This is a genomic window from Pseudomonas sp. M20, from assembly GCF_045037865.1.
Classification (GTDB): Bacteria; Pseudomonadota; Gammaproteobacteria; order Pseudomonadales; family Pseudomonadaceae; genus Aquipseudomonas.
Map to the genome: position 1 here is coordinate 1,346,963 of NZ_CP173611.1, position 22,473 is coordinate 1,369,435.

The 22,473-nt window shown below is 61.2% G+C and carries 21 protein-coding genes; 13 read left to right on the forward strand and 8 right to left on the reverse strand.

What is annotated here, in order from left to right; translation table 11 throughout:
- Positions 1–24: 24 nt before the first annotated feature.
- Positions 25–1,134 carry a 2-aminoethylphosphonate--pyruvate transaminase gene (locus ACI514_RS06135; protein WP_405123287.1) on the reverse strand — a complete coding sequence of 370 codons (1,110 nt, stop codon included), beginning with the start codon at positions 1,132–1,134 and terminating at the stop codon, positions 25–27.
- Positions 1,135–1,246: 112 nt separating this feature from the next.
- Between ACI514_RS06135 and ACI514_RS06140 the strand changes: the two genes are divergently transcribed.
- The gene (locus ACI514_RS06140; protein ID WP_160058680.1) at positions 1,247–2,107 is read left to right on the forward strand and encodes a LysR substrate-binding domain-containing protein; all 861 of its coding nucleotides are present in this window, start codon (positions 1,247–1,249) and stop codon (positions 2,105–2,107) included.
- A 97-nt stretch (positions 2,108–2,204) separates the two neighbouring features.
- On the opposite strand, the gene ACI514_RS06145 is transcribed toward ACI514_RS06140, so the two are convergent.
- Positions 2,205–3,077, reverse strand: coding sequence for a LysR family transcriptional regulator (locus tag ACI514_RS06145; RefSeq protein WP_160058679.1), 873 nt, complete (start codon positions 3,075–3,077; stop codon positions 2,205–2,207).
- A gap of 281 nt (positions 3,078–3,358) precedes the next feature.
- Between ACI514_RS06145 and ACI514_RS06150 the strand changes: the two genes are divergently transcribed.
- Positions 3,359–4,684, forward strand: a complete 1,326-nt coding sequence (locus ACI514_RS06150) for an MFS transporter (protein ID WP_095118172.1) — start codon at positions 3,359–3,361, stop codon at positions 4,682–4,684.
- Between the two features lie 73 nt (positions 4,685–4,757).
- Positions 4,758–6,149 (forward strand): FAD-dependent oxidoreductase, encoded by a 1,392-nt coding sequence (locus tag ACI514_RS06155; RefSeq protein WP_405123288.1) that lies wholly within the window; start codon positions 4,758–4,760, stop codon positions 6,147–6,149.
- A gap of 26 nt (positions 6,150–6,175) precedes the next feature.
- On the opposite strand, the gene ACI514_RS06160 is transcribed toward ACI514_RS06155, so the two are convergent.
- Positions 6,176–7,573 (reverse strand): type VI secretion system Vgr family protein, encoded by a 1,398-nt coding sequence (locus ACI514_RS06160; protein ID WP_160058677.1) that lies wholly within the window; start codon positions 7,571–7,573, stop codon positions 6,176–6,178.
- 221 nt (positions 7,574–7,794) lie between these two features.
- Here ACI514_RS06160 and ACI514_RS06165 point away from each other — a divergent pair, with 221 nt between their 5' ends.
- Positions 7,795–8,499: a YebC/PmpR family DNA-binding transcriptional regulator gene (locus ACI514_RS06165; protein WP_160058676.1), complete on the forward strand. Its 705-nt coding sequence runs from the start codon at positions 7,795–7,797 to the stop codon at positions 8,497–8,499.
- A 112-nt stretch (positions 8,500–8,611) separates the two neighbouring features.
- Here ACI514_RS06165 and ACI514_RS06170 read toward each other — a convergent pair whose 3' ends face one another.
- Positions 8,612–9,925, reverse strand: a complete 1,314-nt coding sequence (locus ACI514_RS06170; RefSeq protein WP_405123289.1) for a leucine-rich repeat-containing protein kinase family protein — start codon at positions 9,923–9,925, stop codon at positions 8,612–8,614.
- A gap of 215 nt (positions 9,926–10,140) precedes the next feature.
- The gene (gene zapE / locus ACI514_RS06175) at positions 10,141–11,271 is read right to left on the reverse strand and encodes a cell division protein ZapE (protein ID WP_405123290.1); all 1,131 of its coding nucleotides are present in this window, start codon (positions 11,269–11,271) and stop codon (positions 10,141–10,143) included.
- 305 nt (positions 11,272–11,576) lie between these two features.
- Here zapE and ACI514_RS06180 point away from each other — a divergent pair, with 305 nt between their 5' ends.
- The 7 genes from ACI514_RS06180 to ACI514_RS06210 all read left to right on the forward strand — a co-directional run bounded on the left by ACI514_RS06180 (position 11,577) and on the right by ACI514_RS06210 (position 18,002).
- Entirely contained in the window at positions 11,577–12,080 is a 504-nt protein-coding gene (locus tag ACI514_RS06180; protein ID WP_405124202.1) for a spore coat U domain-containing protein, read from the forward strand.
- Positions 12,081–12,179: 99 nt separating this feature from the next.
- A complete protein-coding gene (locus ACI514_RS06185) occupies positions 12,180–12,713 on the forward strand; it encodes a spore coat U domain-containing protein (RefSeq protein WP_160058672.1) in 534 nt (177 codons plus the stop codon).
- A gap of 20 nt (positions 12,714–12,733) precedes the next feature.
- A complete protein-coding gene (locus ACI514_RS06190; protein WP_405123291.1) occupies positions 12,734–13,270 on the forward strand; it encodes a spore coat U domain-containing protein in 537 nt (178 codons plus the stop codon).
- 4 nt (positions 13,271–13,274) lie between these two features.
- Positions 13,275–13,775 carry a spore coat U domain-containing protein gene (locus tag ACI514_RS06195; protein ID WP_016983916.1) on the forward strand — a complete coding sequence of 167 codons (501 nt, stop codon included), beginning with the start codon at positions 13,275–13,277 and terminating at the stop codon, positions 13,773–13,775.
- Between the two features lie 33 nt (positions 13,776–13,808).
- Positions 13,809–14,597 carry a molecular chaperone gene (locus ACI514_RS06200; protein WP_405123292.1) on the forward strand — a complete coding sequence of 263 codons (789 nt, stop codon included), beginning with the start codon at positions 13,809–13,811 and terminating at the stop codon, positions 14,595–14,597.
- A gap of 79 nt (positions 14,598–14,676) precedes the next feature.
- Positions 14,677–17,034 (forward strand): fimbria/pilus outer membrane usher protein, encoded by a 2,358-nt coding sequence (locus ACI514_RS06205; RefSeq protein ID WP_405123293.1) that lies wholly within the window; start codon positions 14,677–14,679, stop codon positions 17,032–17,034.
- Positions 17,031–18,002: a spore coat protein U domain-containing protein gene (locus ACI514_RS06210; protein ID WP_405123294.1), complete on the forward strand. Its 972-nt coding sequence runs from the start codon at positions 17,031–17,033 to the stop codon at positions 18,000–18,002. The genes ACI514_RS06205 and ACI514_RS06210 overlap by 4 nt, the downstream gene beginning before the upstream one ends.
- Before the next feature lie 120 nt (positions 18,003–18,122).
- On the opposite strand, the gene ACI514_RS06215 is transcribed toward ACI514_RS06210, so the two are convergent.
- Complete coding sequence (locus ACI514_RS06215; protein ID WP_160058666.1) at positions 18,123–18,878, reverse strand: anti-sigma factor; 756 nt, start codon at positions 18,876–18,878, stop codon at positions 18,123–18,125.
- A complete protein-coding gene (locus ACI514_RS06220) occupies positions 18,875–19,381 on the reverse strand; it encodes a sigma-70 family RNA polymerase sigma factor (protein WP_038362727.1) in 507 nt (168 codons plus the stop codon). Before ACI514_RS06220 ends, ACI514_RS06215 begins: the two co-directional genes overlap by 4 nt.
- A 157-nt stretch (positions 19,382–19,538) precedes the next feature.
- Here ACI514_RS06220 and ACI514_RS06225 point away from each other — a divergent pair, with 157 nt between their 5' ends.
- Entirely contained in the window at positions 19,539–20,645 is a 1,107-nt protein-coding gene (locus tag ACI514_RS06225) for a catalase family peroxidase (RefSeq protein WP_160058665.1), read from the forward strand.
- Entirely contained in the window at positions 20,642–21,187 is a 546-nt protein-coding gene (locus ACI514_RS06230; RefSeq protein WP_160058664.1) for a cytochrome b, read from the forward strand. Before ACI514_RS06225 ends, ACI514_RS06230 begins: the two co-directional genes overlap by 4 nt.
- Here the strand turns inward: ACI514_RS06230 and ACI514_RS06235 are convergent.
- A complete protein-coding gene (locus ACI514_RS06235) occupies positions 21,184–22,377 on the reverse strand; it encodes an MFS transporter (protein ID WP_405123295.1) in 1,194 nt (397 codons plus the stop codon). The two genes, ACI514_RS06230 and ACI514_RS06235, sit on opposite strands and share 4 nt — an antisense overlap.
- Between the last annotated feature and the right edge of the window lie 96 nt (positions 22,378–22,473).

Here is a 22,473-nt window from a genome sequence, read left to right on the forward strand (position 1 = left end):
CCTACAGGGGATTTGTGTTTGGGCTTAGATTTCGAGGACTTCCATCTCGCGCAGCACTTCGCCGACCGCCGCCACGGCCTGGCGCATTTCGTCCGGGCTGACATGGCCGATGCAGCCGACGCGGAAGGTCTCGACCTGGGTCAATTTGCCCGGATAGAGGATGTAACCCTTGGCCTTGACCCGTTCGTAGAAATCCTTGAACTGATAACGCGGATCTTGCGGCGCATGGAACGTGGCAATGATCGGTGCCTGAATCGCTGCCGGCAGGAAGCTGCGCAACCCGAGTTTGCCCATCTCTTCCATCAACGCCTGACAGTTGGCGGCATAACGCGCATGCCGCGCGGGCAAGCCACCTTCTTCGTTGTATTGCAGCAGCGCTTCGTGCAGCGCCGCGACCACGTGGGTCGGCGGGGTGAAGCGCCATTGCCCGGTTTTCATCATATAGGCGTGCTGGTCGAAAAGGTCCATTGCCAACGAATGCGAATTACCGGCGGCAGCGGCCAATGACTCTTTGCGAGCAAACACGAAGCCCATCCCCGGTACGCCTTCCAGACACTTGCCGGAAGCGGCGATCAGTGCGTCGAACGGCACTTTCTGCGCATCCACTGGCAAGGCGCCGAAGGAACTCATGGCGTCGATGATCAAGCGTTTTCCGTGTTGCTCAACGACCTGAGCAATCTCCGCCAGCGGGTTAAGAATGCCGGTGCTGGTCTCGCAATGAATCAGCGCAACGTGGGTAATGTTGCTATCGGCGCGCAACAAACGATCGACGTCAGCGGCGGTGGTCGGTTCGTCTTCAGCGGTTTCGAAGGTGCTGAACGAGCGGCCGAGTACTTCGCAGATCTTCGCCAGACGCTTGCCGTAGGCGCCGTTGATCAGCACCAGCACTTTGCCGTCACGTGGCACCAAGGTGCCGATCGCCGCTTCAACGGCGAAGGTGCCGCTGCCCTGCAATGGCACGCAGTGGTGAGTGGCGGCGCCGTTGAGGATCGCCAGCAATTGTTCGCAAAGGCTGGTGGTCAGTTGATTGAAACGGTCATCCCATGACCCCCAGTCGACCATCATCGCCTGGCGGGTGCGGGCCGAAGTGGTCAACGGGCCGGGAGTGAGCAGGATGGGTTCGGCGATACTCATTCGTGTGTCCTCGGATTGCGCTGTGGGATGAAGCTACGGGGCATACGTTGCAATTCGCCGTTGCATCAATCAAATTGTTTGTTGTTATGCCAGCCATCAGTGAGAGTTATTCATGAACCTGTTTCAGCTCCGCGCGTTCGACGCCGTGGCCCGTGAAGGCAGCTTCACCCGCGCCGCCGCGCGCTTGTTCATCAGTCAGCCGGCAGTCACCGGGCATATCAAGTCGTTGGAAGAGCACTACCAGATCACCCTGTTGCGGCGCACCGCACGACGGGTGGAACTGACCGAGGAGGGCACCAGACTCGCGGCGATCACCCGCGCGATGTTTGGCCTGGCGGAAGAGGCGCAGACGATGCTCGAGGCCAACCGGCAACTGTTGACCGGACGGCTGGAAGTGGCGGCGGACGGGCCGCACATGGTCATGCCGATGCTCGCCAGCCTGCGCGTGCGGTATCCGGGGATCACGGTGAATCTGCGCTTGGGCAATGCCCAGGAAACCCTGGCGGCGTTGTTGTCGGAACACGCGGATGTGGCGGTGTTGACCGAAGTGGAGCCGCGCAAAGGCCTGCATCTGCAAGCACTGAGCGAATCGCGGATCTGCGCGTTGGTGCCGGCGGGGCACCCTTGGGCAGTGCGTGCCGGGGAAGTGAAGCTCAAGGAGCTCGATCAAGTGATCATGGTCTTGCGTGAGCCGAGTTCGATCACCCGGCGTACGTTTGATGACGCCTGTGAGCAGGCGTCGATCCATCCGCGCGTGTTGCTGGAACTGGACAGCCGTGAGGCGGTGACCGAGGCCGTCGCGGCCGAGTTGGGTGTTGGTGTGGTGTCATCGGTTGAGGTCAGCCATGACCCGCGGGTGGTGGCAATTCCGATCGCCGGGGCAGGGTTGGTCAATCGGCACATGATCGGCTGCATGGAGCGGCGTCGGGAGTTGCGCTTGATTCAGGCATTCTTTGGCCTGGCGCCGGTCTGATACACCGTGGCGCTCCATTCGCGAGCAGGCTCGCTCCCACAGGGGATATGCATTCCAAATGTGGGAGCGAGCTTGCTCGCGAAGGGGCCATCACGGTTCACACAAGACTCTGGCGAACCATATCGAGAAACGTCGCCACCACCCGCCGCGAACTCTGTTCACGCAAACACACCAGCGTCTCCGTCAGCCGTCGTGTGCAGTCGACAATCGGCAACGCACACACCCGTGAATCCGCGCCAAACTCTGCTGCCGAAACAACACCGACACCAATCCCGACCACCACCGCCTCACGCGCCGCTTCCCGGCCCTCGACCTGAATCGCCGGGCGAATGCGAAATCCGGCCCGGGCCATTTCCTCTTCCAGCGTCTGCCTTGTCACCGAGCCGTGTTCACGCAACACCAGCGGCGTGTCATCCAGGTCTTGCAGGCAAATCGATTCACGCTTGGCCCATGGATGATTGCGCGAAACGAACGCCACCATCGGATCATTGCGCAGCGGCACACAGAGCAAGCGTTCATCACTGACATCACGCCCGAGCAGGGCCAAATCCGCCTGATAGTTGAACAGGCGAAACAGCGATTCATCGGTATTACCGGTTTCGATCTTCACGCTGATCCCCGGATAGCGCTCGCAGAACCGCGCGATCTGCGGCAGCACGTGCACTGGCGCATCCACTGCCAGAATCAGGCTGCCGGTCTGCAAGGCCTGAGATTCCTGCAGCAACTCCTGCGCTTCGGCTTCAATCACAAACAGACGCTGGGTGATCGCCAGCAAGCGCTCGCCCAAGTCAGTCAGGCGCACGGAACGTTTATTGCGGTGAAACAGCAAAACGCCGAAACGCTCTTCGAGTTTGCGCACTTGGTCGGATATCGCCGGTTGCGTGAGAAAAAGGCGCTCGGCGGCTTTGGTGAAGCTTCCATGCACGGCCACGGCGTGGAAGGCTTTGAGTTGGGCGTGAGACACCGACATGAAGTCACCTGATCGATAAGTCAGTAACAAGCTGAGCTTATGTGTGAAATACGATAAATCGATTTTATTTATTAAACAGTAATTGCTTTGATCGGCTCACGCCATCGCTGACTGCCCGCTCGGGCAGCACGGTGGCCATGAGCCTGAGCGTGCAACAACAGGACTCATCTGACCGATATCGCCGTAGGGACGGGGTGATATCGCAGTGCTCAACAATAAAAACACAGGCGTTTTGCTTAACGATTCTGCCGGCACACTCACACCCTGAGGTCAGAACCACCATGAACAAGCACATCGGCACCATTGCGCGTTGGCGCGTGCAGATTTTCGCGATTACCTGGCTGGCGTACGCCGCTTTCTACTTCACCCGCAAAGCGTTTTCGGTGGCCAAACTGGGCATCGCCGAAGATCCCACCTTCATGCTCGACAAGATGGCCATGGCCAACCTCGATGCGATCTATCTGGCGGCTTATGCCCTCGGTCAATTCACCTGGGGCATGCTTGCCGACCGCTTTGGCCCGCGAGTTGTAGTGCTCGGTGGTTTGTTGATTTCCGCAGCCGCGGCGTTGGTGATGGGCAGTTACGCCACGTTGCCGATCTTCGCTACGTGCATGTTGATTCAGGGCCTGGCGCAGTCCACCGGATGGTCGGGATTGTGCAAAAACCTTGGCAGTTTCTTCCCCTCCCAGCAGCGCGGGCGGGTGCTTGGCCTATGGAGTTCCTGCTACGCGTTTGGTGGTCTGGTGGCGTCGCCATTTGCCGGCTGGTGGGCGTATACCTTGATGGGAACCTGGCACGCGGCGTTCATTTCCAGCGCCGTGGTGGTTGCCGTGGTCGCGGTGTTGTTCTTTATCTTCCAGCGCAACAAGCCGGAAGACGTCGGCTTGCCGGCGGTCGAGCCGGAACCTGAATTGACGGCGGAAGAAACCGAAGCCAACAGCAAGCTCAGCGTCTGGGAGCCCTTGAAGGAAATCCTGCGTAACCGCACGGTGCTGGTGTTGGGCCTGGCGTATTTCATGTTGAAACCGGCGCGTTACGCGATTCTGTTGTGGGGGCCGGTGATTGTCTTTGAACAGATGCCGAGTGTCGGCAAGGTCGGCGCGGCGATCATTCCCACGTCCTTCGAACTGGCCGGGTTGCTCGGGCCGATCCTGATTGGCCTGGCCTCGGACAAACTCTTCGGTGCCCGGCGCATGCCGGCCTGCGTATTGAGCCTGTTGGCGCTGACCGTGACGCTGGCGCTGTTCATGGCGGCGTTGCAGAGCGGCAGTGTGTTGCTGGTGGTCGCATTGTTGTTTGTCATGGGCCTGACCCTGTACGGCCCGGATTCAATGATCAGCGGTGCCGCCGCGATCGACTTCGGCAAAGCCAAGGCCGGTGCCACGGCGGCTGGTTTCGTCAACGGCTGTGGCTCGGTCGGCGCGGTACTCGGTGGTTTGCTGCCGGGTTACTTCGATTCGGTGACGGTGTTCATCGTCTTCGCCGGTTGCGCGCTGTTCTCGGCGCTGGTGCTGATTCCGCACTGGAACAGCCGTCCGGTTGGCGTGATGGAACCGCGTGCCTCGATCCCCAATTGCCCGCTGACGATCAAACCCCTGCGTTCCTGAAACCCTTTGCCTCGCGGCCTGCTGCGGCGCTCGCGGCAGGCTGGGTCGTGGCCATCTGACTTGGAGAAACCCCATGAGACCGTTTTGGCTGGAGCAGGCCTTGCAGGCCGACAACTCGCAAACCTGCCCGCCGCTGCACGGCGAAATCCGCACCGACGTGTGCATCGTTGGCGGCGGCTACACCGGGTTGTGGACGGCAATCATGCTCAAGCAACAGAACCCCGAACTTGATGTGTTGCTGATCGAGGCGGACATCTGCGGCGCCGGCGCCAGTGGGCGCAACGGTGGTTGTGCGCTGTCGTGGTCGGCGAAGTATTTCACCCTTGAGCGCCTGTTTGGCGTCGAGGAAGCGGTACGTCTGGTCAAGGAGTCGGAGCGCAGCATCCATGCGATCGGCGAGTTCTGTGAGCAGTACGGCGTCGACGCCGACTACCGCCTCGACGGCACGCTGTACACCGCGACCAACCGCGCGCAAGTCGGCTCGACCGATGCGGTGATTGCCGCACTGGAACGTAATGGCATCAACTCGTTCACTCAGCGTCCAGTCGCTGATGTACAGCGCATGGCTGGTTCGAGCAAGCATCTGGAAGGCTGGTTCTCGCCGGCAGCGGCGAGTGTGCAGCCGGGCAAACTGGTGCGTGGCCTGCGTCGGGTGGCGCTGCAACTGGGTGTGAACATTCACGAAAACACCGCGATGACCGGGCTGGAAGAAGGGCGTCCGGCACGCTTGCAGACGCCGACTGGCACGGTGATCGCCGATCGCGTGGTGCTGGCGATGAATGCCTGGATGGCCCGTGCTTTTCCGCAGTTCGAACGCAGCGTGGCGATTGTCTCCAGCGACATGCTGATCACCGAACCGCGCCCGGAGCTGTTGCAGGAAATCGGTTTGACCAGCGGCGTGACAGTGCTCGATTCGCGGATTTTCGTGCACTACTACCACAACACCCCGGACGGTCGGATCATGCTCGGAAAAGGTGGCAATACCTTCGCGTTTGGCGGGCGCATGCTGCCGGTGTTCGATCAGCCATCGCCGTATGCCGGCCTGCTGAAAAACAGCCTCGCGGACTTTTTTCCGGCGTTTGCCGATGTGAAAGTCGATGCCACCTGGAACGGGCCGTCGGATCGTTCGGTCACCGGCTTGCCGTTCTTTGGCCAGATGAGCAGCGCCGGCAATGTGTTTTACGGTTTCGGCTATTCGGGCAGCGGCGTCGGCCCGTGCCACATGGGCGGGCAGACTCTCGCTTCACTGGTGCAAGGCCTGGACAACCCGTGGACGCGCTCGCCGCTGGTCAACGGGCCGCTGGGCTATTTCCCGCCGGAGCCGATCCGCTACCTCGGTTCACTGATGGTGCGCAACGCTATCCGCCGCAAGGAGCGCGCCGAGGATCATGGGCGACGACCTCGGCATCTCGACGTGCGCCTGGCCAAATTCGCCGCCGCGGCGGGTAAGGCCGACAAAGCCTGAGCGCTTTTTGCTGATGTACAAAGGGATCAGCGGGCGTCGCTGTTGAGCAGCCAGTCGAGCAACAAGCTGCTATCGCGTGCAGGCGGTGGTTCGCGAGGCGTGGGGTTGCGCGAGTTGCCCAGACACAGGATCGGTCGATCCGGGTCGCTGTCGAGGAAACTCACCCACACTTCGCTGCCGGCGCAGGGCAGTTCATCCAGTGCGATTCGACCATTGGCTCGCGTCATGGCGATGGGTAACCAGATCGCGTCGTCATCAAGTGTTTGCGGGTGTTCCGAAGGCCACAGCCTGACGGCGACTCGACCCTGCTCATCGAGTTGTGCCGGTTGCCCGGCAGGCCCGAACACCTGCGCCAGGTGATATCCGGCAATGCCGGGGCGGGTTTGTCTAAGCGCGGGACGAAAATCGGTTGACCAGGGCTGGGCAGTGAAATCGTTGTGGTAGCGGTGCAGGGCAGGGTTCGGGTCAAGAATCGACGGATGCTCGCCGTGATGGCGGATCGACGTGAGCCGCCATTGTTCGTTGAAGTGGCTGATCGGATGCGCCGACACTTGCAGCAGATGGCCACTGAGCAAACCGACCCGATCACTGCGGCCATTTATCGTGCGGTGCTGGCAGCGTTGCCGTTCCAAATGCCGACGGCTGCGTTGTTCGTGGTGACGTTGCTCGAGAGAAGGTATTGGCGGCAGGGGATTTACCGTGATGTGGTTGGCGGCATCGACGCTGATCGCCTGTTGCCCTCGATTACGCACGGCATGCAGCGTGGCGATGGGGGCTGCGTGGTGATGCTGGTACAGCGCACTGACGCTGGGTGAGGGCGTTTGTTCGCCGGCCTTGAACGCAAGTAGCACCGGCACTTGTGGCAGGCTCAGGCTGTCATCGGCAAACACGACAACGTGGCCGTCCATTCGGTGTTCGAAGTGATAGTGGATGCCTTCCTCCTCGCAAAGCCTGTGCAGCAGCGCCAGATCACTTTCTTCGTACTGAATGCAAAACGGCCGGATCGGGTATTGCCCGACGCTCATTTCAATCCGGTAGCTATCAACGGGCAGGGCATTTCCCTTGAGCAATTGCTGGAGAATCTGCGGCACGCTGCGTTGCACAAACACGCGGCGCTTGTTCGGCTGGGCGAGCTTTTGCAGACGTGGCACTACGGTCAGTCGATAGCCGATCCGATGCGTGCCGCGATGTTCGCAACTGACACTGTCGATCACGCCGTGAATCCCATGCTGGTCGTCCAGGCGAAGAAATGCCGGTTGATGCAGGAAGGTGCCCGGCGCCACGGCGGGGGCCAGGCCGATCAGTTCGATGTCGAAACGGTAGGGCTGGTTGAGTGCTTCCTCGCCATGAAAACGCACCACCGGCAGGCACAGGCCGCTGTCGGTCAGGGTCAGGGTAAAAGGACTTTCCTTGTCATTGAGCATTCGAACAGGCTCTGTCAGGCAATACGGGCCTGAGAGGGTACGAAACCACAGCGCTGAATGGTCATGTCAAAGGTGTTTTTCAGAATCCCCCTACAAGCACTGGTGAAGATGTCGATTCTGCATTGTGTTTTTTTGGTCGATTGCCGACTTTAGGCCGTATAAACTTGGCGCCACGCGTCGGCCAATAGATGTCTCGGCGCCACAGATCAAGAGAGTGAGTAATGGGCGCACAGTGGAAGGTTAAACACAAAGAAGCGGCAGCCAACGCCAAGGGCAAGATCTTCGGCAAACTGGTGAAGGAAATCACCATCGCTGCCCGCAACGGTGCCGATACCACCACCAACGCACACCTGCGTCTGGTGGTCGAACAGGCCAAGAAAGCCTCGATGCCAAAAGAAACCCTGGATCGCGCGATCAAGAAAGGCGCCGGTCTGCTGGGTGAAACCGTGCAATACCATCGCGTGACCTACGAAGGGTTCGCCCCGCACCAGGTGCCGCTGATCGTCGAGTGCGTGACCGACAACATCAACCGTACCGTCGCCGAAATCCGCGTGGCGTTCCGTAAAGGCCAACTGGGGGCTTCCGGCTCCGTGGCCTGGGACTTCAACCACGTCGGCATGATCGAAGCTTCGCCGGACACCCCGGCCGCCGATCCGGAAATGGCCGCCATCGAAGCCGGTGCTCAGGATTTCGAGCCGGGCGAAGACGGCGCAACGCTGTTCCTGACCGATCCTACCGATCTGGATGCGGTGCAGAAAGCGCTGCCAGAGCAAGGCTTCACCGTGCTGTCGGCGAAACTCGGCTACCAGCCGAAGAACCCGGTCAGCGGTTTGAGCGACGAGCAAATGGCTGAGGTTGAAGCGTTCCTCGAAGGCCTCGACAACCATGATGACGTGCAGGACATGTTTGTCGGCCTGGCGGGCTGATCGGCTGCGTCAGTGATGGCCTCATTGCTAGCAGGCTAGATCCCACAGGGGATTTGTGAACGCCACAGATCCAGTGTGGGAGCTAGCCTGCTAGCGATTGACCGCGCAGCGGTCACAGATCTTCAAGTTGCTTCATGACCTCTCCGAATCCCGGCCGCGCCAGCACCTCCGCCTGGCAGCAACGCCGCTCCAGCTCTTCAAGCACCGCACGCAGTTCATCACTCAACCCCGAGTCGATGCGCGCCAGCAACTCACCCAGCAGAATCCCGAACGCACGTACTTCGATACGTTGCAGCGCGCGCGTTTGCGCCGTGTCGGCAATCGCATGGAACGAAGCCCCGCCAAAATCCCCAAGCAGGCAATCGCCGCGCTCGTTCAACAGGATGTTGTGCCCGTAGAGATCACCGTGGGTGATGCCTTGCTGATGCAGATGCTCCGCTGCCGAAGCGATGCCTTTGGCAATGTTCAGCGCAACCTCGGCGCCGAATCGGCAATCATCGGCGTACACATCGCGCGAGCAGGACGCCAGGCTTGGCAGGTCGGCGAGGTTATGGAAGGACGGATCGATCAGTTGCATCACCAAGCCTTGCTGGCCGTCGGGATGGCCACTGATGCGCCCCTCGATGCGGATCAGATTGGGATGCAGGCCGGCGGTGATACAGGCATTCATTTCGTGCAGCGGCGAGCCATCGCTGGTCATTTCACCTTTGTACAACTTCACCGCAACCGACGTCACTGAGCCATCGTCGCGTTGCCAGCTCGCCCGGGAAATCACTCCCGAGGCACCTTCACCCAACCGCTGTTCCAGACGCAGTGCCGACCAAAGGATTTGCGGCGTCGCCTCCAGCGCGGCGGCGTCTGCCTCGGTTTCCAGCGGGTTACCGGCGTAGGCCAGCCAGGTCAGGCTCGGCAGCGCGAGCAGCCACTGCGGCAGTTCGGTCAGGCGGTTGGCGGAAATGCGCAGCAACTCAAGTCGATGGCAGTTGCTCAGTGAAGGCGGCAGCGCTTGCAGACGATTGCCGGAGAGCATGAGCTTTTGCAGGGCCGGGCGCTCACCGAGTTCGCTCGGCAGGCTTTCGATGCAGTTGTCGGTCAGGATCAGCCAGCGCAACGCGGGTGGCAGAGCGCTGCCGGGTACGTTGACGATGCGGTTGGCCTTGAAGCCGATCATCGTCAGGGCAGCGCACTGGCCGAGGCAGGCCGGCAGTTCGGTGAACGGGTTGTCGGAGCAGAACAGCACGCGCAGGCGTGTCAGACGGTGCAAGTCATCCGGTAGGCTACTCAGGGCATTGCCGCTGAGGTTGAGGATTTCCAGAGTATCGGCCAGCTGGAAAATCTCGACCGGGAACTCGGTCAGTCCACAGGACAGATCCAGCCGCGTGATGCCCGACAACTCGCCGGCGCGCAATTGAGCAAGGGTGTGCATGTTGGGTGTTCGCTATTGATCAGGGGCGCGCCGCTGGGGCGCTGGGAATGGGCGACATGATAACGGCAAAGCCCGGGATTGAATTGTATAGGCGGCGAAACTTCAGTTGCCCTTGGTGGGAGCGAGCCTGCTCGCGAAGGCGGAGTGTCAGAAGCTGATGTTTTGACTGATAGGGCGCTTTCGCGAGCAAGCTCGCTCCCACAGGGGCAGTGTGGTCAGTCGTCGTTGTGCATCTCTTGCAACTGCCCCAATCGGCTGCGCGTACGTGCCAGGTCAATGGCGTGGCCGTCGAGGCTTTCGCGCAAGGGCAGGCGACCAATCAACGTCAGGTGCTTGTCCTGGTCGTACAGCACGTCGATCAGGTTGATGAAGCGTTGTTGCGCGGCGATTGAGCACTCCGCCAGTTCCGGTAGATCGTCAATGATCCAGCGGTCGAAACGTCGGCACAGCTCCAGATAATCCATGACCGCCGTTGGCTGTTCACACAGATCGTTGAAGGTAAAACCGACACTTCGCTCTTTATACCAGCGAGCCCGAATCTGCCGGGTGCCGACGGTTAGTGCAACGCCCGGAGCATCCGCAGGCGGCAGCTCCAGAGTGGCACGTTGCGCTGGCGTGGCTGGCCACACGTAATGCCCCTGAGTGAATATCTGCTGCGCAGAGTGGCGCGTGTGACTGCGGTAATCGTGCGGCCCGCCGACTTCCATCACCTGCATGTGCGTATTGATCAGCTCGATCACCGGTTTGAAGCGGGCGTGATAGAGCGGATTGGGCAGCAGGCCTTCCGGCGCATAGTTGGAGGTCACCAGCAGCAGAATCCGCCGTTTGAACAATGCTTTGAACAGCCGGGTGATGAGCATGGCATCGCCGATGTCATGCACATGAAACTCGTCGAAACACAGCACCCGACAATCCTCCAGCAATTCGTCGAGGGTCACTTCGAGGGCATCGTCCTGCTCCCGATGGTTGAACATGCCTTGATGCAATTGCGCGAAGAACTGGTGGAAATGCACACGCCTCTTCTGGGTGATCGGCAAGGCCTGAAAGAAACCATCGAGCAACCAGCTCTTGCCGCGCCCTACGGCGCCGAACAGATACAGACTCGGCGCTGTTCGGCCGCTTGCGCCAAACAACAGGCTGGCCAGCTGCGCCATGCAATCGATGACGCGCTGCTGGCTGTGACTAAGGGTGTAACCCTGACCACTGGCCTTGTGCCGGAAGTAATCATGGATCGACTGGGCACTGGCGTCATGCCCGGCGCTGGCCGGCAAACCCTTGCCCAACCAACGGCGCAACGCCGGCCAGCGCTGGATCAGTCGCGATCGTTTCGGCAGGTGGGCAGGCACTGTGGGGGTCTCCGTGTTCGTCAAGACCGGCTCCCGGGAGCGCGGCGAAGTAGTGTAACCAGACGCCGACCTGGCCAGCCACCGTGACGATTCGACAGTGGGCGGTTATTGGACAAAATCGTACGGCACGTACAGCTATTTTTAGCGACTTGGCCCGACCACTTGCCAACCTTTCGAAACATATCCCGGGCGATCCCTGGATCCAATCGACTGGCGGAATCGTCGACCGTTGCTAACCTCAATCACAGAAACGACGTCGCAAGTGATCACTGACAAGGAACGGCGCAGTGAATGTACATGTGGTCATGGGCCTGCTGGGAGCACTCTTTGCACCTGTTCATGCGGCAGATCTTCAAGTCGAAGTGCGCGTCGATGTGCAACGCGGCTGCCAGTTGATCGGCCAGCAGCGTGGCGCCGGCATTGAGCAACTGGGTGTGCTCGACTTTGGCAGCACCGCACGCCTCGATGATCCCGCCGGGCCGTTGGCTGCCGCGTTGACCAATCAGCGCCTGCCACGGCTGGAGTGCAACCCCGACACGCCGTACCAGATGCGTGTTGATGGCGGTTTGCATGGCGGTGTCGGTGAAGTCCGCTACATGACCGGTTCGGTCGGCAGCAAACCGATTCCGTATCGCTTGTATCAGGACGCGGCGCGCCGGGTGCCGCTGGTGGTGGATGTGCCGGTCAGCGGGCGGGTGCCGGACAGCGGCACGGTGGAATTACCGCTGTACGCGCGCATCGAGCGATTGGCTGAGGTGCCGCGAGTCAGCCGATATTCGGATCTGGTCAAGGTGACGGTCACCTGGTGATCGTGGTTTCAAGGCAGCCGATGGACGCGGGTGTGCAAGGAAGGCGTTCGATGATGAGCGCGGAGATCAAGTCAACGCGAAGGAGCAGGGACGGGCGCAATGACAGGCAAACACTGGATGGTAGTGGCGGCAGGTACGCTGGCATTGCTCGCAGACGAGGCGCAAGCGGCGGTCAGTGGGCAGATCAACGCGCGGCTGATCCTGATTGCAGGCTGCGAAGTCACCAACACCAGCACCCCCGACAGCCCGGTCAGCGCCCTCGGCACCCTCGATTTTGGCCTTCAGGGACCCACCTGGAACGCGCCGATCAAGGCCAGTCTGGATGGCGACAGCAGCGGCAAACTCAATGTCGCCTGCAACCCTTCGGTCACCGGCTTCACCGTCACCATTGACGGCGGCGCCCACGGTGACGGCAACACCCGGCGCCTGAGCAACGGCCGCCAGACCATTCCCTATCAGCTGTTTGTCGATCCCTCCGGCGCTCGGAGCTACAGCATCGGCCAGCAACACAATTTCGCTGTCACCAGCGCTGCGCAGATACCCATTCCGGTATTCGGCTCGGTGGTGGCGAATACCCGCGCGGTGTCGGCAGGGGTCTATACCGACACCCTGACGGTGACGCTCGACTGGTAAACCCGTAGAGGACGGACACCATGCATACGTTTGCATCAAGGATAGGTTTGTCGTTGCTTGGCCTGGCGCTGGTTTCCAGTGCCAACGCCGCCACCACGGTCACTGGCCAGATCACCTCCAGCCTGATTCTGATCAGCAGTTGTCAGGTCAACGGCGCTGGCGGTTCCACCGGGCTGAACTTCGGTGCGTTGAACTTCGGCACCGCCAACAGCCTGTTCACCACGGCCACCGGGCAAGTGTTGGGCGGTGGTGGCGGGGCGCTGTCGATTCTCTGCTCCAGCGGCACTACGCCGACGGTCAAGGTGCGCGCCGGTTCCCATGACGGCATGTCACCGGGCGGCACCCGAGCGTTGTACGACGGGGTGGCCAATTACGTGCCGTACGACTTGTACACCGATGCCGGGCACTCGCAACTGCTGGCGATCGACGGGACGATCAATCTCGCCGCCAGCACCGGTGTTGCGCAGACGGTGAACATCTACGGTCAGGCGGTGGGCAAGGCCGGTTTGCCGGCGGGGACTTACACCGACACCGTCGCTGTTGAACTGACGTTCTGATGCCATGCGCCGTCATGGCTGTGCCGCGCTGCTCCTGCTCTGTGCCGGCAGTGCGCCGCTGCCGCTGACCGCAGCGACGAGCCAGAGCTTTCAGGTCAGCGCCACGGTCACTGCCGGGTGTCTGGTGGTGGGCGGGGTGTCGAACTATGGCGGGCTGAATTTCGGTTCGCGTTCGGCATTGGCCACCGGCACCGTCCAGGTCGCGCTGACCGGTGGGGTGCAATTGCAATGCACGCCGGGGGTGACGCTGAACATGAGCGTCGATGGCGGCCAGTACAACAGCAGCGGCCGGCACATGCAGGTCAACAGCGGCAGCGCGCGGGTGGCGTATGCACTGTTTCGCGATGCGGCGTACAGCCAGAGCCTGGGCATTGGCCAGAGTGTGGCGGTGGCTTACAGCGACGCGAACAACATCAGCCTGCCGATTTACGGTCAGGTGCAATTGCCGGGCAATCAGCCTGGGGGGACGTACAGCGACGTGTTGCAGGTGCAACTGTCGTGGTAAGGCGAAGTTGAATGGCCGACAAGGAGCAGTTTTATGGGGGCAGTGACGTCACGGCATTCTTTCGTGCGCTGTGTGATGTGGACGATGGTCATGCTTGGGGCAAGCCAGGCACACGCGGCGAGTTCGGTGCTGATCTGGCCGATCGATCCGGTGCTGGAGGCTGATCAACAGGCCAGTGCGCTGTGGCTGGAAAACCGCGGCAGCGAAACCGCCAATCTGCAGATCCGCGTGTTCGGCTGGAGCCAGAGTGGTTTCGCCGAGCAATACCAGAACCAGCGCGACGTGATCGGCAGCCCACCGGTGGCGAAAATCGAACCGGGACAGAAACAACTGGTGCGTCTGACCCGCACCAAGGACGTACCGCCGGGCCAGGAACTGGCCTACCGGATCATCATCGACGAAATTCCTTCCGCACAACCCGCGACCGCTGACGGCGGCAAAACCGCCGCAGCGATCCGCTTCCAGATGCGTTATTCGGTGCCGCTGTTTGCCTATGGCGCCGGGTTATGGAGCAAAGAGGACAGCAGCCGTGCGCGTGATCCCAAGGGCGTTGGCCTGCCGCAGTTGAGCTGGCGCACGGTGGCAGTGGATGGCAAGCCTTATATCGAAGTGCGCAATCAGGGCGCGGTGCATGCGCGGTTGACCGACGTGGCGATCAAGCAGGCCGGGCAGAGCAAGCCATTGGCCGAAGGGTTGTTGGGTTATGTGCTGCCCGGCGCGGTGATGCGCTGGCCGGCACCGGGGCCGTTGGCCGGTGATTCGGCGTTGCAGGTACGAGTAAATGGCGCGGCACAGGTGCAGAGCATCACGCCCGCCAAGTGAGTGAGTCGTAGCGCGGGCATCTGGCGTCGACGCAAGCGGTATCAGGAGGATTCAGTCCATTGACGGACGTAAAACGCGTATGAACCCAGGACGGGTTCGCCGTATTCAGCGTCCGTTGTGGCTCATCACCGGCGCGTGTTGCCTGATGTTCATTCAACCATCCGGGGCCGGTGATCTGCCGCCGCCACCCAGCGGCATGGAGGCCGTGAGTGATGCACAGTTGTTTCTGGAATTGGTGGTCAACCAGATGAATACCGGGCGCGTAGTGGCGGTGCAGCAGCGCGACGGGCGCTTGTTTTTGCCAGCGACGGCGTTGCGCGAAACCGGCATGAAACTGCCTGACAGCCTCGGCGCCGAGGTCGATCTCGACAGTCTGGCGGGGCTGCACAGTGACTACGACAGTGTTGGTCAACGCTTGCTGCTGGACGTGCCGCCGGACTGGCTGCCGGAACAATTCATCGGCAATCGTCAGGCTTACCCGCGCACCCCGGCGCTGAGCAGTTTCGGCGCGCTGTTCAACTATGACCTGTACCTCAATGACACCGACGATGCCGGCACTTATCTGGCGGCGTGGAACGAAGTGCGGCTGTTCGACAGTTGGGGCACGCTGTCCAACACCGGGCAATACCGGCAAACCTTGTCCAGTGATTCACTCAACACGCTGGACAACGGCTACTTGCGATACGACACCACCTGGCGTTACTCCGACGACGAGCGAATGCTCACCTACGAGGCCGGTGACGTCATCAGCGGTGCTTTGCCGTGGAGCAGTTCGGTGCGTCTGGGCGGCGTGCAGTTTTCTCGGGACTTTGCCGTACGCCCGGATCTGGTGACCTATCCATTACCGCAATTTGCCGGTGAAGCGGCGGTGCCGTCCTCGGTGGATCTGTTCATCAATGGCTACAAGTCCAGCAGCGCAGATTTGCAGCCCGGACCGTACACGCTGACCAATATTCCGTTCATCAACGGTGCGGGCGAAGCCGTCGTAGTGACCACTGATGCGCTCGGTCGGCAGGTCTCGACCACGGTGCCGTTCTATGTCACCAGCACTTTGCTGCAAAAAGGCTTGAGCGATTTTTCCGTGGCCGCCGGTACGCTGCGCCGCGACTATGGTTTGAAGGATTTCAACTACGGCCCGGGAGTCACCTCCGGCAGCCTGCGCTATGGCTTCAGCGACAGTTTCACCCTGGAAAGCCATGCCGAAGCGGCCGATTCGCTGACACTGGGCGGGCTCGGTGGCAACCTGCAACTGGGCAATTTTGGCGTGCTCAACAGTGCGTTGAGCCAAAGCCGTTTCGACGGCGAGGGCGGTCATCAGGTCAGCCTGGGTTATCAGTACAGTAACCAGCGTTTCAGCTTTTCCTACCAACGCTTGCAACGCCACGATCAATACGCCGACCTGAGCGTGGTCGACAGCCCGTACATCAGCCTGAGCCGGCGCAGCGAACAGGCGACCCTGAGCCTCAATCTCGATCGCTGGGGCAGCCTCGGCGCGGGCTATTTCGATGTGCGCGCGGCGGACGATTCGCGCACGCGGCTGCTCAACCTGAGCTGGAGCAAACCGCTGTGGCGCAACAGCAGTTTCTACCTCTCGGCCAACCGCGAGATCGGCGACAGCAACTGGGCCGTGCAGGCGCAACTGGTGATTCCGTTCGACTTGCGCGGCAGTCTGGCGATCAGCAGTGATCGCAGTAAAACCGGGCAGAGCCAGCAGCGGGTCAACTACAGCCGCGCGGTGCCGACTGAGGGCGGCGTGGGTTTCAATCTGGGTTACGCCAAGGGTGACGGCGCTGATTATCGTCAGGCTGACGTCACCTGGCGTCTGCAATCCGTCCAGTTGCAGGCCGGTGTCTACGGCACTTCCGACGCCGAAACCCGTTGGGCCGATGCCAGTGGTTCGCTGGTGTGGATGGACCGTCAGGTGTTTGCTGCCAACCGCATCGACGACGCCTTTGTGGTAGTCAGCACCGATGGCTTTGCCGACATTCCGGTGCGCTACGAAAACCAGCAGGTCGGCCAGACCGACAAGAACGGGCATTTGCTGGTGCCGTGGAGCAGCGCTTATTACCGCGGCAAGTATGAAATCGATCCCCTTAATCTGCCGGCCAACGTGCGCAGCCCCAACGTCGAACAACGCATTGCCGTGCGCCGAGGCAGCGGTTATCTGCTGGAGTTTCCGCTGAGTCGGGTGATTGCCGCGAGCATCGTTCTGGTCGATGCGCAGCAGCGCGAGTTGCCACTGGGCGCGGGCGTGCTGCACGAGCAAAGTGGCGCGCGGACGGTGGTTGGCTGGGACGGGCTGGTCTATCTGGAAAACCTGCAGGCGCAGAACTCGCTGCAAGTGACGCTGGCCGACGGCAAAACCTGTCAGGCGCAGTTCAGTGTCGATCTGAATCAGGATCAGGTGCCGTTGATTGGCCCGCTGGTGTGTCAATGATCCGCGCGCGCTTGCTTCTGTTGCTGGCGCTGATGTTGCCGGCGGCGGTGCAGGCTGCGTGTTCGGTAGTCAGCACCACGCCGGCGGCGTTCGGTATGCTCAGTTCGATCGCCGTGCGCACGACTTCACAGCCCAGTTCCACGCTGAACGCGGGTTTGAGTTGCACCGGCTCGCTGCTGTCCCTGCTGACCAGTAACGACCACTTCTGGGGCACTGTTTCTTCGACTCAAGGCGGGCTGGTCGGGCCGACCGGCGATGTCATCAATTACACGATCTACGCCAACAACAGCACCAGTTACCCGCTGACGCGCGGCACGGCCTATGACTTTGCGCGCAACGGCATCATCGATGCTCTGGGCCTGCTCAACGGTACGACGCCGAAAACCGTGCCGCTCTATCTCGGTACAACCATTGGCAGCAACGTCGCCGCCGGGGTGTATACCGAGACCCTGAGCATTTTCTGGAGCTGGAATTACTGTTCGGGGATCGGCATCGGTGCCATCTGCCTCGGGCGCGATATTGCCAACGGCACGACCTCGCTGACGGTGAATCTGACGGTGTCCAACGACTGCACGATTACCGCGCCGAACATTGCCTTCGGCAGCGCGCCGGTGGTCAGCGCTTTTACGCCGGTGACCGGACAGACGATCAATCTGGCCTGCACCAAGGGCAGCGCTTACACCGTGGGATTGAGCGACGGGCAGAACGCGGTGAGTGTCGGCGGGCGGCGACGGATGATTTCCGGGAGCAATTATCTGGCCTACGATATTTTCAAAAGCGCCGGTACCACGCGCTGGGGCAGTGTCGGCACGGCACGGCGGGCGAGTACCGATGCCGAGGTCAATCCGGGTAACGGGTTGGGCACGGGCAGCCAGATTTTCAACTACAACGCGAAAATCTACACCGACCAGACCACGCCGCCGGCGGGCACTTATCTGGACAATGTGGTGCTCGACGTGGGTTTCTGAGCTGACACTATCCTTTGTAGGAGCTGTCGAGTGAAACGAGGCTGCGATCTTTTGATCTTGCCCTTAAGAACAAGATCAAAAGATCGCAGCGTGCAGCAGCTACATAGAACAGCGGTGTTCTCAGAATTGCAGCGATTGCTTGAGCTGTTGCGCCGCCGGCGTATCAACCGGGCTGACCATCGCATAGTTGTAGCCACCGCCCGACCAGTATTCGGCCTGCAAGTCGCCATCACTGCGGCTGCCGCGTGGCAAAAAGGTGTTCTTCGGTCCCGGCGGGCGCACATAGAAACTCACTTTGTGCCCGCTGCCATCTTCATACATGACCATCGCCGCCGGACCTTCGTCAGTGCTGAGCAGACGGCCGCTGACCGGTTCATACCCGGCCGCCTTCAGATCAGGCAAGCGACTGGCCCGGGTGAAATAGCGGTCGAGCCAGCGTTGCATGTCGCCGTCGCTGTCGACTTTGTAATCCGCTGGCAGCATGCCTTGCTGAGCAATCAAGCGATAAGCCTGCAAGGCGTCGGTCATCGGCAGCATTGTCGAGCGCACGAGGGTCATTTCCCGCACCTGCCAGCCACTGAAGCCGCCGACGCTGACCGCGATCAGCAACACCGCGGCGCTGGCCAGATGACGACGTGACTGACGCTGGCGGCGCTGGCGGATCATCGCCGGATCAAGCGCTGGATTGGCCGGTTGCTGCAACGCGCCGCTTAGTGCCGCGCGCAATTGCTGGGCATCCTGTTGCCAGGCGCGAACCTGCGCCGCTTCATCCGGGTGACTGGCCAACCAGGTCTCCAGCACACGCCGGTCGGCGTCGCTGAGCTGGTGGTCGACATAGGCGTGCAGGTCACGCTCGTTGGGAGGCAGGCTGATCATTTGAGTATCCGCAAAGAAGGGCTGCTGATTTCGCCGTCGCTGAGTTGGCGCAAGGCCTGACGGGCACGGGACAGGCGCGACATCACGGTGCCGATCGGGGCGCCGAGAATCTCGGCGACCTCTTTATAGGAAAGGCCTTCCACCGAAACCATCAGCAGCAGGGCGCGCTGTTCGCTGGGCAGACGGTCGAAGGCTTGCAGGGTCGACTGGGCGATGACGGTACGCTCCACCGAAGGTTCGGCATCGTCGCGACCGGTGAAAAACTCGAGCATGCGCGCATAGCGTCGCGAGCGGCGATGGGCGTCGAGAAACTGTCGATAGAGGATCGCAAACAGCCAGGCGCGCAAGTCGCCGTCGGCGCGTTTATCACCCCAACTCGACAGCGCCCGCTCAAGGCTGGCCTGCACCAGATCGTCGGCGCTGCTGCTGTTGCGTGTCAGTGACACGGCAAAGCGGCGCAATCTGGGAATGATTTCTCTCAACTGTTCGTCGAATTCGCTCATGAAATTCTGCTAGTCACTACGCTGTGGACTAGGGAGACGCCCGCCGTTGGAGGTTATTCCACGTTCGGAAAAATAAATACCGTCGTGTGGAATAAACCCGGACGAGGCGCGTCTTGCTGATTCTTCCTACTTGTGGCCGATGGCCCTGGAGTTTTTCATGGTTGATCGTTCATCACCCGATTCGGCAACGCCCGGCGGGCCGCAGCGCCCGCCACTGAGTGCGGCGAGCCTGATTCTGCGTCTGGGCGGCATTGCCGTGGTAGTCGCTGCTGTGGCCGGGGCGTTTGCCTACGTTCACGGTAGCTTTGACCCACAACGGCTGACGCCAAAAGCGCTGGTCGATGTGCTGGAGAAGAACAACGGCGTGCATCCCGGGTTTCGCCGCAACCACGCCAAAGGCGTGTGCGTGATCGGGCATTTCGAGAGCAGTGGTGAGGCGCGGGTGTTTTCCACTGCGCAGGTGTTCAACGAGCCGCAAACTCCGGTGGTCGGGCGCTTTGCGCTGCCCGCGGGCAATCCCTATGCGCCGGACAGCAGCGTGCCGATTCGCAGTCTGGCGCTGCGTTTCACCCAGGCCAATGGGCAGCAGTGGCGCACCGGGATGAACAGCATGCCGGTGTTCCCGGTCGGTACGCCTGAGGCGTTTTATCAATTGCAGCAGGCGCAGTCGCCGGATCCGGCCACTGGTAAACCTGATCCGAGCAAGGTCCCGGCATTCTTTGCCTCGCACCCGGAAGCCGTGCCGTTTCTGACCTGGGTGAAAACCGCCAAACCCTCGGCCAGTTATGCCACTGAAACTTACAACAGCGTCAATGCGTTTTATCTGGTCGACGCCAGCGGTAAAAAACAGGCCGTACGCTGGAGCATGACGCCGTTGGCAAGGGACGCTGCGGGCGCCAGTGCACCTGAGGGCGGCGATTTTCTCGAGAAGGATCTGGTGCAACGATTGGCGTCCGCGCCGCTGCGTTTTCAGTTGAATATCACCCTGGCCAACCCTGAGGATCCGGTGAACGACGCCAGCAAGACCTGGCCAGCCGGGCGCAGAGTGTTGAACGCCGGCACGCTGGTGCTGGAGAAAACCCAGCCGCAACTGAGCGGCGAATGCCGTGATATCAACTACGACCCGTTGGTGTTGCCGGCCGGGATTCAAGGCTCCGACGACCCGTTACTCGCGGCCCGTTCCGCCGGTTACGCCGATTCCTATCTGCGTCGCACCAGCGAAGTCAGCCAGTTGCCCGCTGCCAAACAGGAGGCTCGTCCATGAGAACCCAACCGACGCATTTCGCCCTGTTGGCGCGGCTGCTGCATTGGCTGATGGCACTGATGATCATTGCCATGCTGTTTATCGGTGCCGGCATGGTCACCTCGGTTTCCGAGCGGCATGAATGGCTGATCCATCTACACAAACCGCTGGGCATCGCGATACTGGCGCTGGTGATTGTGCGTTTGCTCGTGCGGCTGACCACGCGCCAGCCACCGTTGCCAGCGGATCTCCCGGGCTGGCAGGTGCTGGCGGCCAAGGCTTCGCATCTGCTGTTGTATGCGTTGATGCTGGTGTTGCCGTTGCTGGGCTGGGCGATGATCAGCGCTTCGGGTGAACCGGTGATGCTCAGCACATCGTTGCAGTTGCCATCGATCGTTCCGGCCGACGCGCAGCTATTCGCGTTTCTGCGCAAGGCTCACGGGTATCTGGCCTATCTGTTGTTCCTGACGGTGCTGTTGCATCTGGCGGCGGCGCTGTTTCATGGCTGGATTCGCCGCGACGAGGTGCTCGACAGCATGTTGCGCGGTCGCGATCGCGGCTAACCCGTTTGCGTGGCGCATCGAGCCGGTGCGCCGCTTTTCAGGGTCAGCCACCAGTACGCCAGCGCCACTGCGTTGATGCTGGCGCCGAGCAGACACACGCCGATCCAGCCGGCCCACGCGTAAATCGCGGTCGAGCCGATGGAGCCGAGTGCGCTGCCGATCGAGTAGAACAGCATGTAACCGGCGGTGAGACGGCTTTGCGCTTCGGGACGCACGCTGTAGATCATGCTCTGGCTGGTGACGTGCACGGCTTGCAAACCCAGATCGAGGGTTATCACGCCGAGCAGCAAGGCCCACAGCGAGGATTGAGTGAGGGCGATCGGCAGCCACGAGGCGAGCATCAGCAACAGCGAAAGACCGCTGACCCATTGCCCGAGACCGCGATCCGCCAGATGCCCGGCCCGTGCGGCGGCCAGCGCACCGGCGGCACCGGCCAGCCCGAACAGTCCGATTTCACTGTGCGACAAGGACAGTGGCGGCGCGGCCAGCGGCAACACCATCGGCGTCCACAGCACCATCGCGCTGGCGAAGGTCAGCAGGGCAAGGATTGCGCGATGGCGCAGCACTGGTTCTTCTTTGAACAAACTGAAAACCGAGGCGATCAGTGCAATGTAGCCAGTCGCCGGTTGTGGCGATTCATGCTTGGGTAGAACTCGAAACAGCAGCAACGCCATCACCAGGCTCAGCCCGGCTGATAGAAAGTAGATCGCTCGCCATCCGGCCAGATCGGCCATGCCGCCGGCGACCGTGCGTGCCAGCAAGATGCCGACGACGATACCGCTGGTGACCACACCGACCACGCGCCCGCGTTGTGTAGGGATCGCCAGTGTGGCGGCGTAAGCCACCAACACCTGCGTCACCACCGCGAGCAGCCCCGTCAATGTCATGCCAAGCAGCAGCCAGAAACTGCTGGACGCTAGTGCAATCATCAATAGCGCCGCTGCGGACAGCAGGGTTTGAGTGACGATCAATTTGCGTCGGTTGAGCAGGTCGCCGAGGGGCACCAGTAGCACCAAACCGATGCCGTAACCGATTTGCGTCAGGGTGATGACGATGCCGATGGTCGCCGGCGACATCGCAAACGCCTCGGCCATGGCGTCCAGCAATGGCTGTGCGTAATACACATTGCCTACGGCCAGACCGCAGGCCACAGAGAAAAGCAAAACGGCGCTGCTTTTGAGAGGTTTCATATCCCGCATCCTTTTAGGTTTCAAAATAAAACCTCGATCACGGTATTGATTCAGGTTTTATTTTGCAACCTGTTTGCGCGAAAGTACGAATGGCAG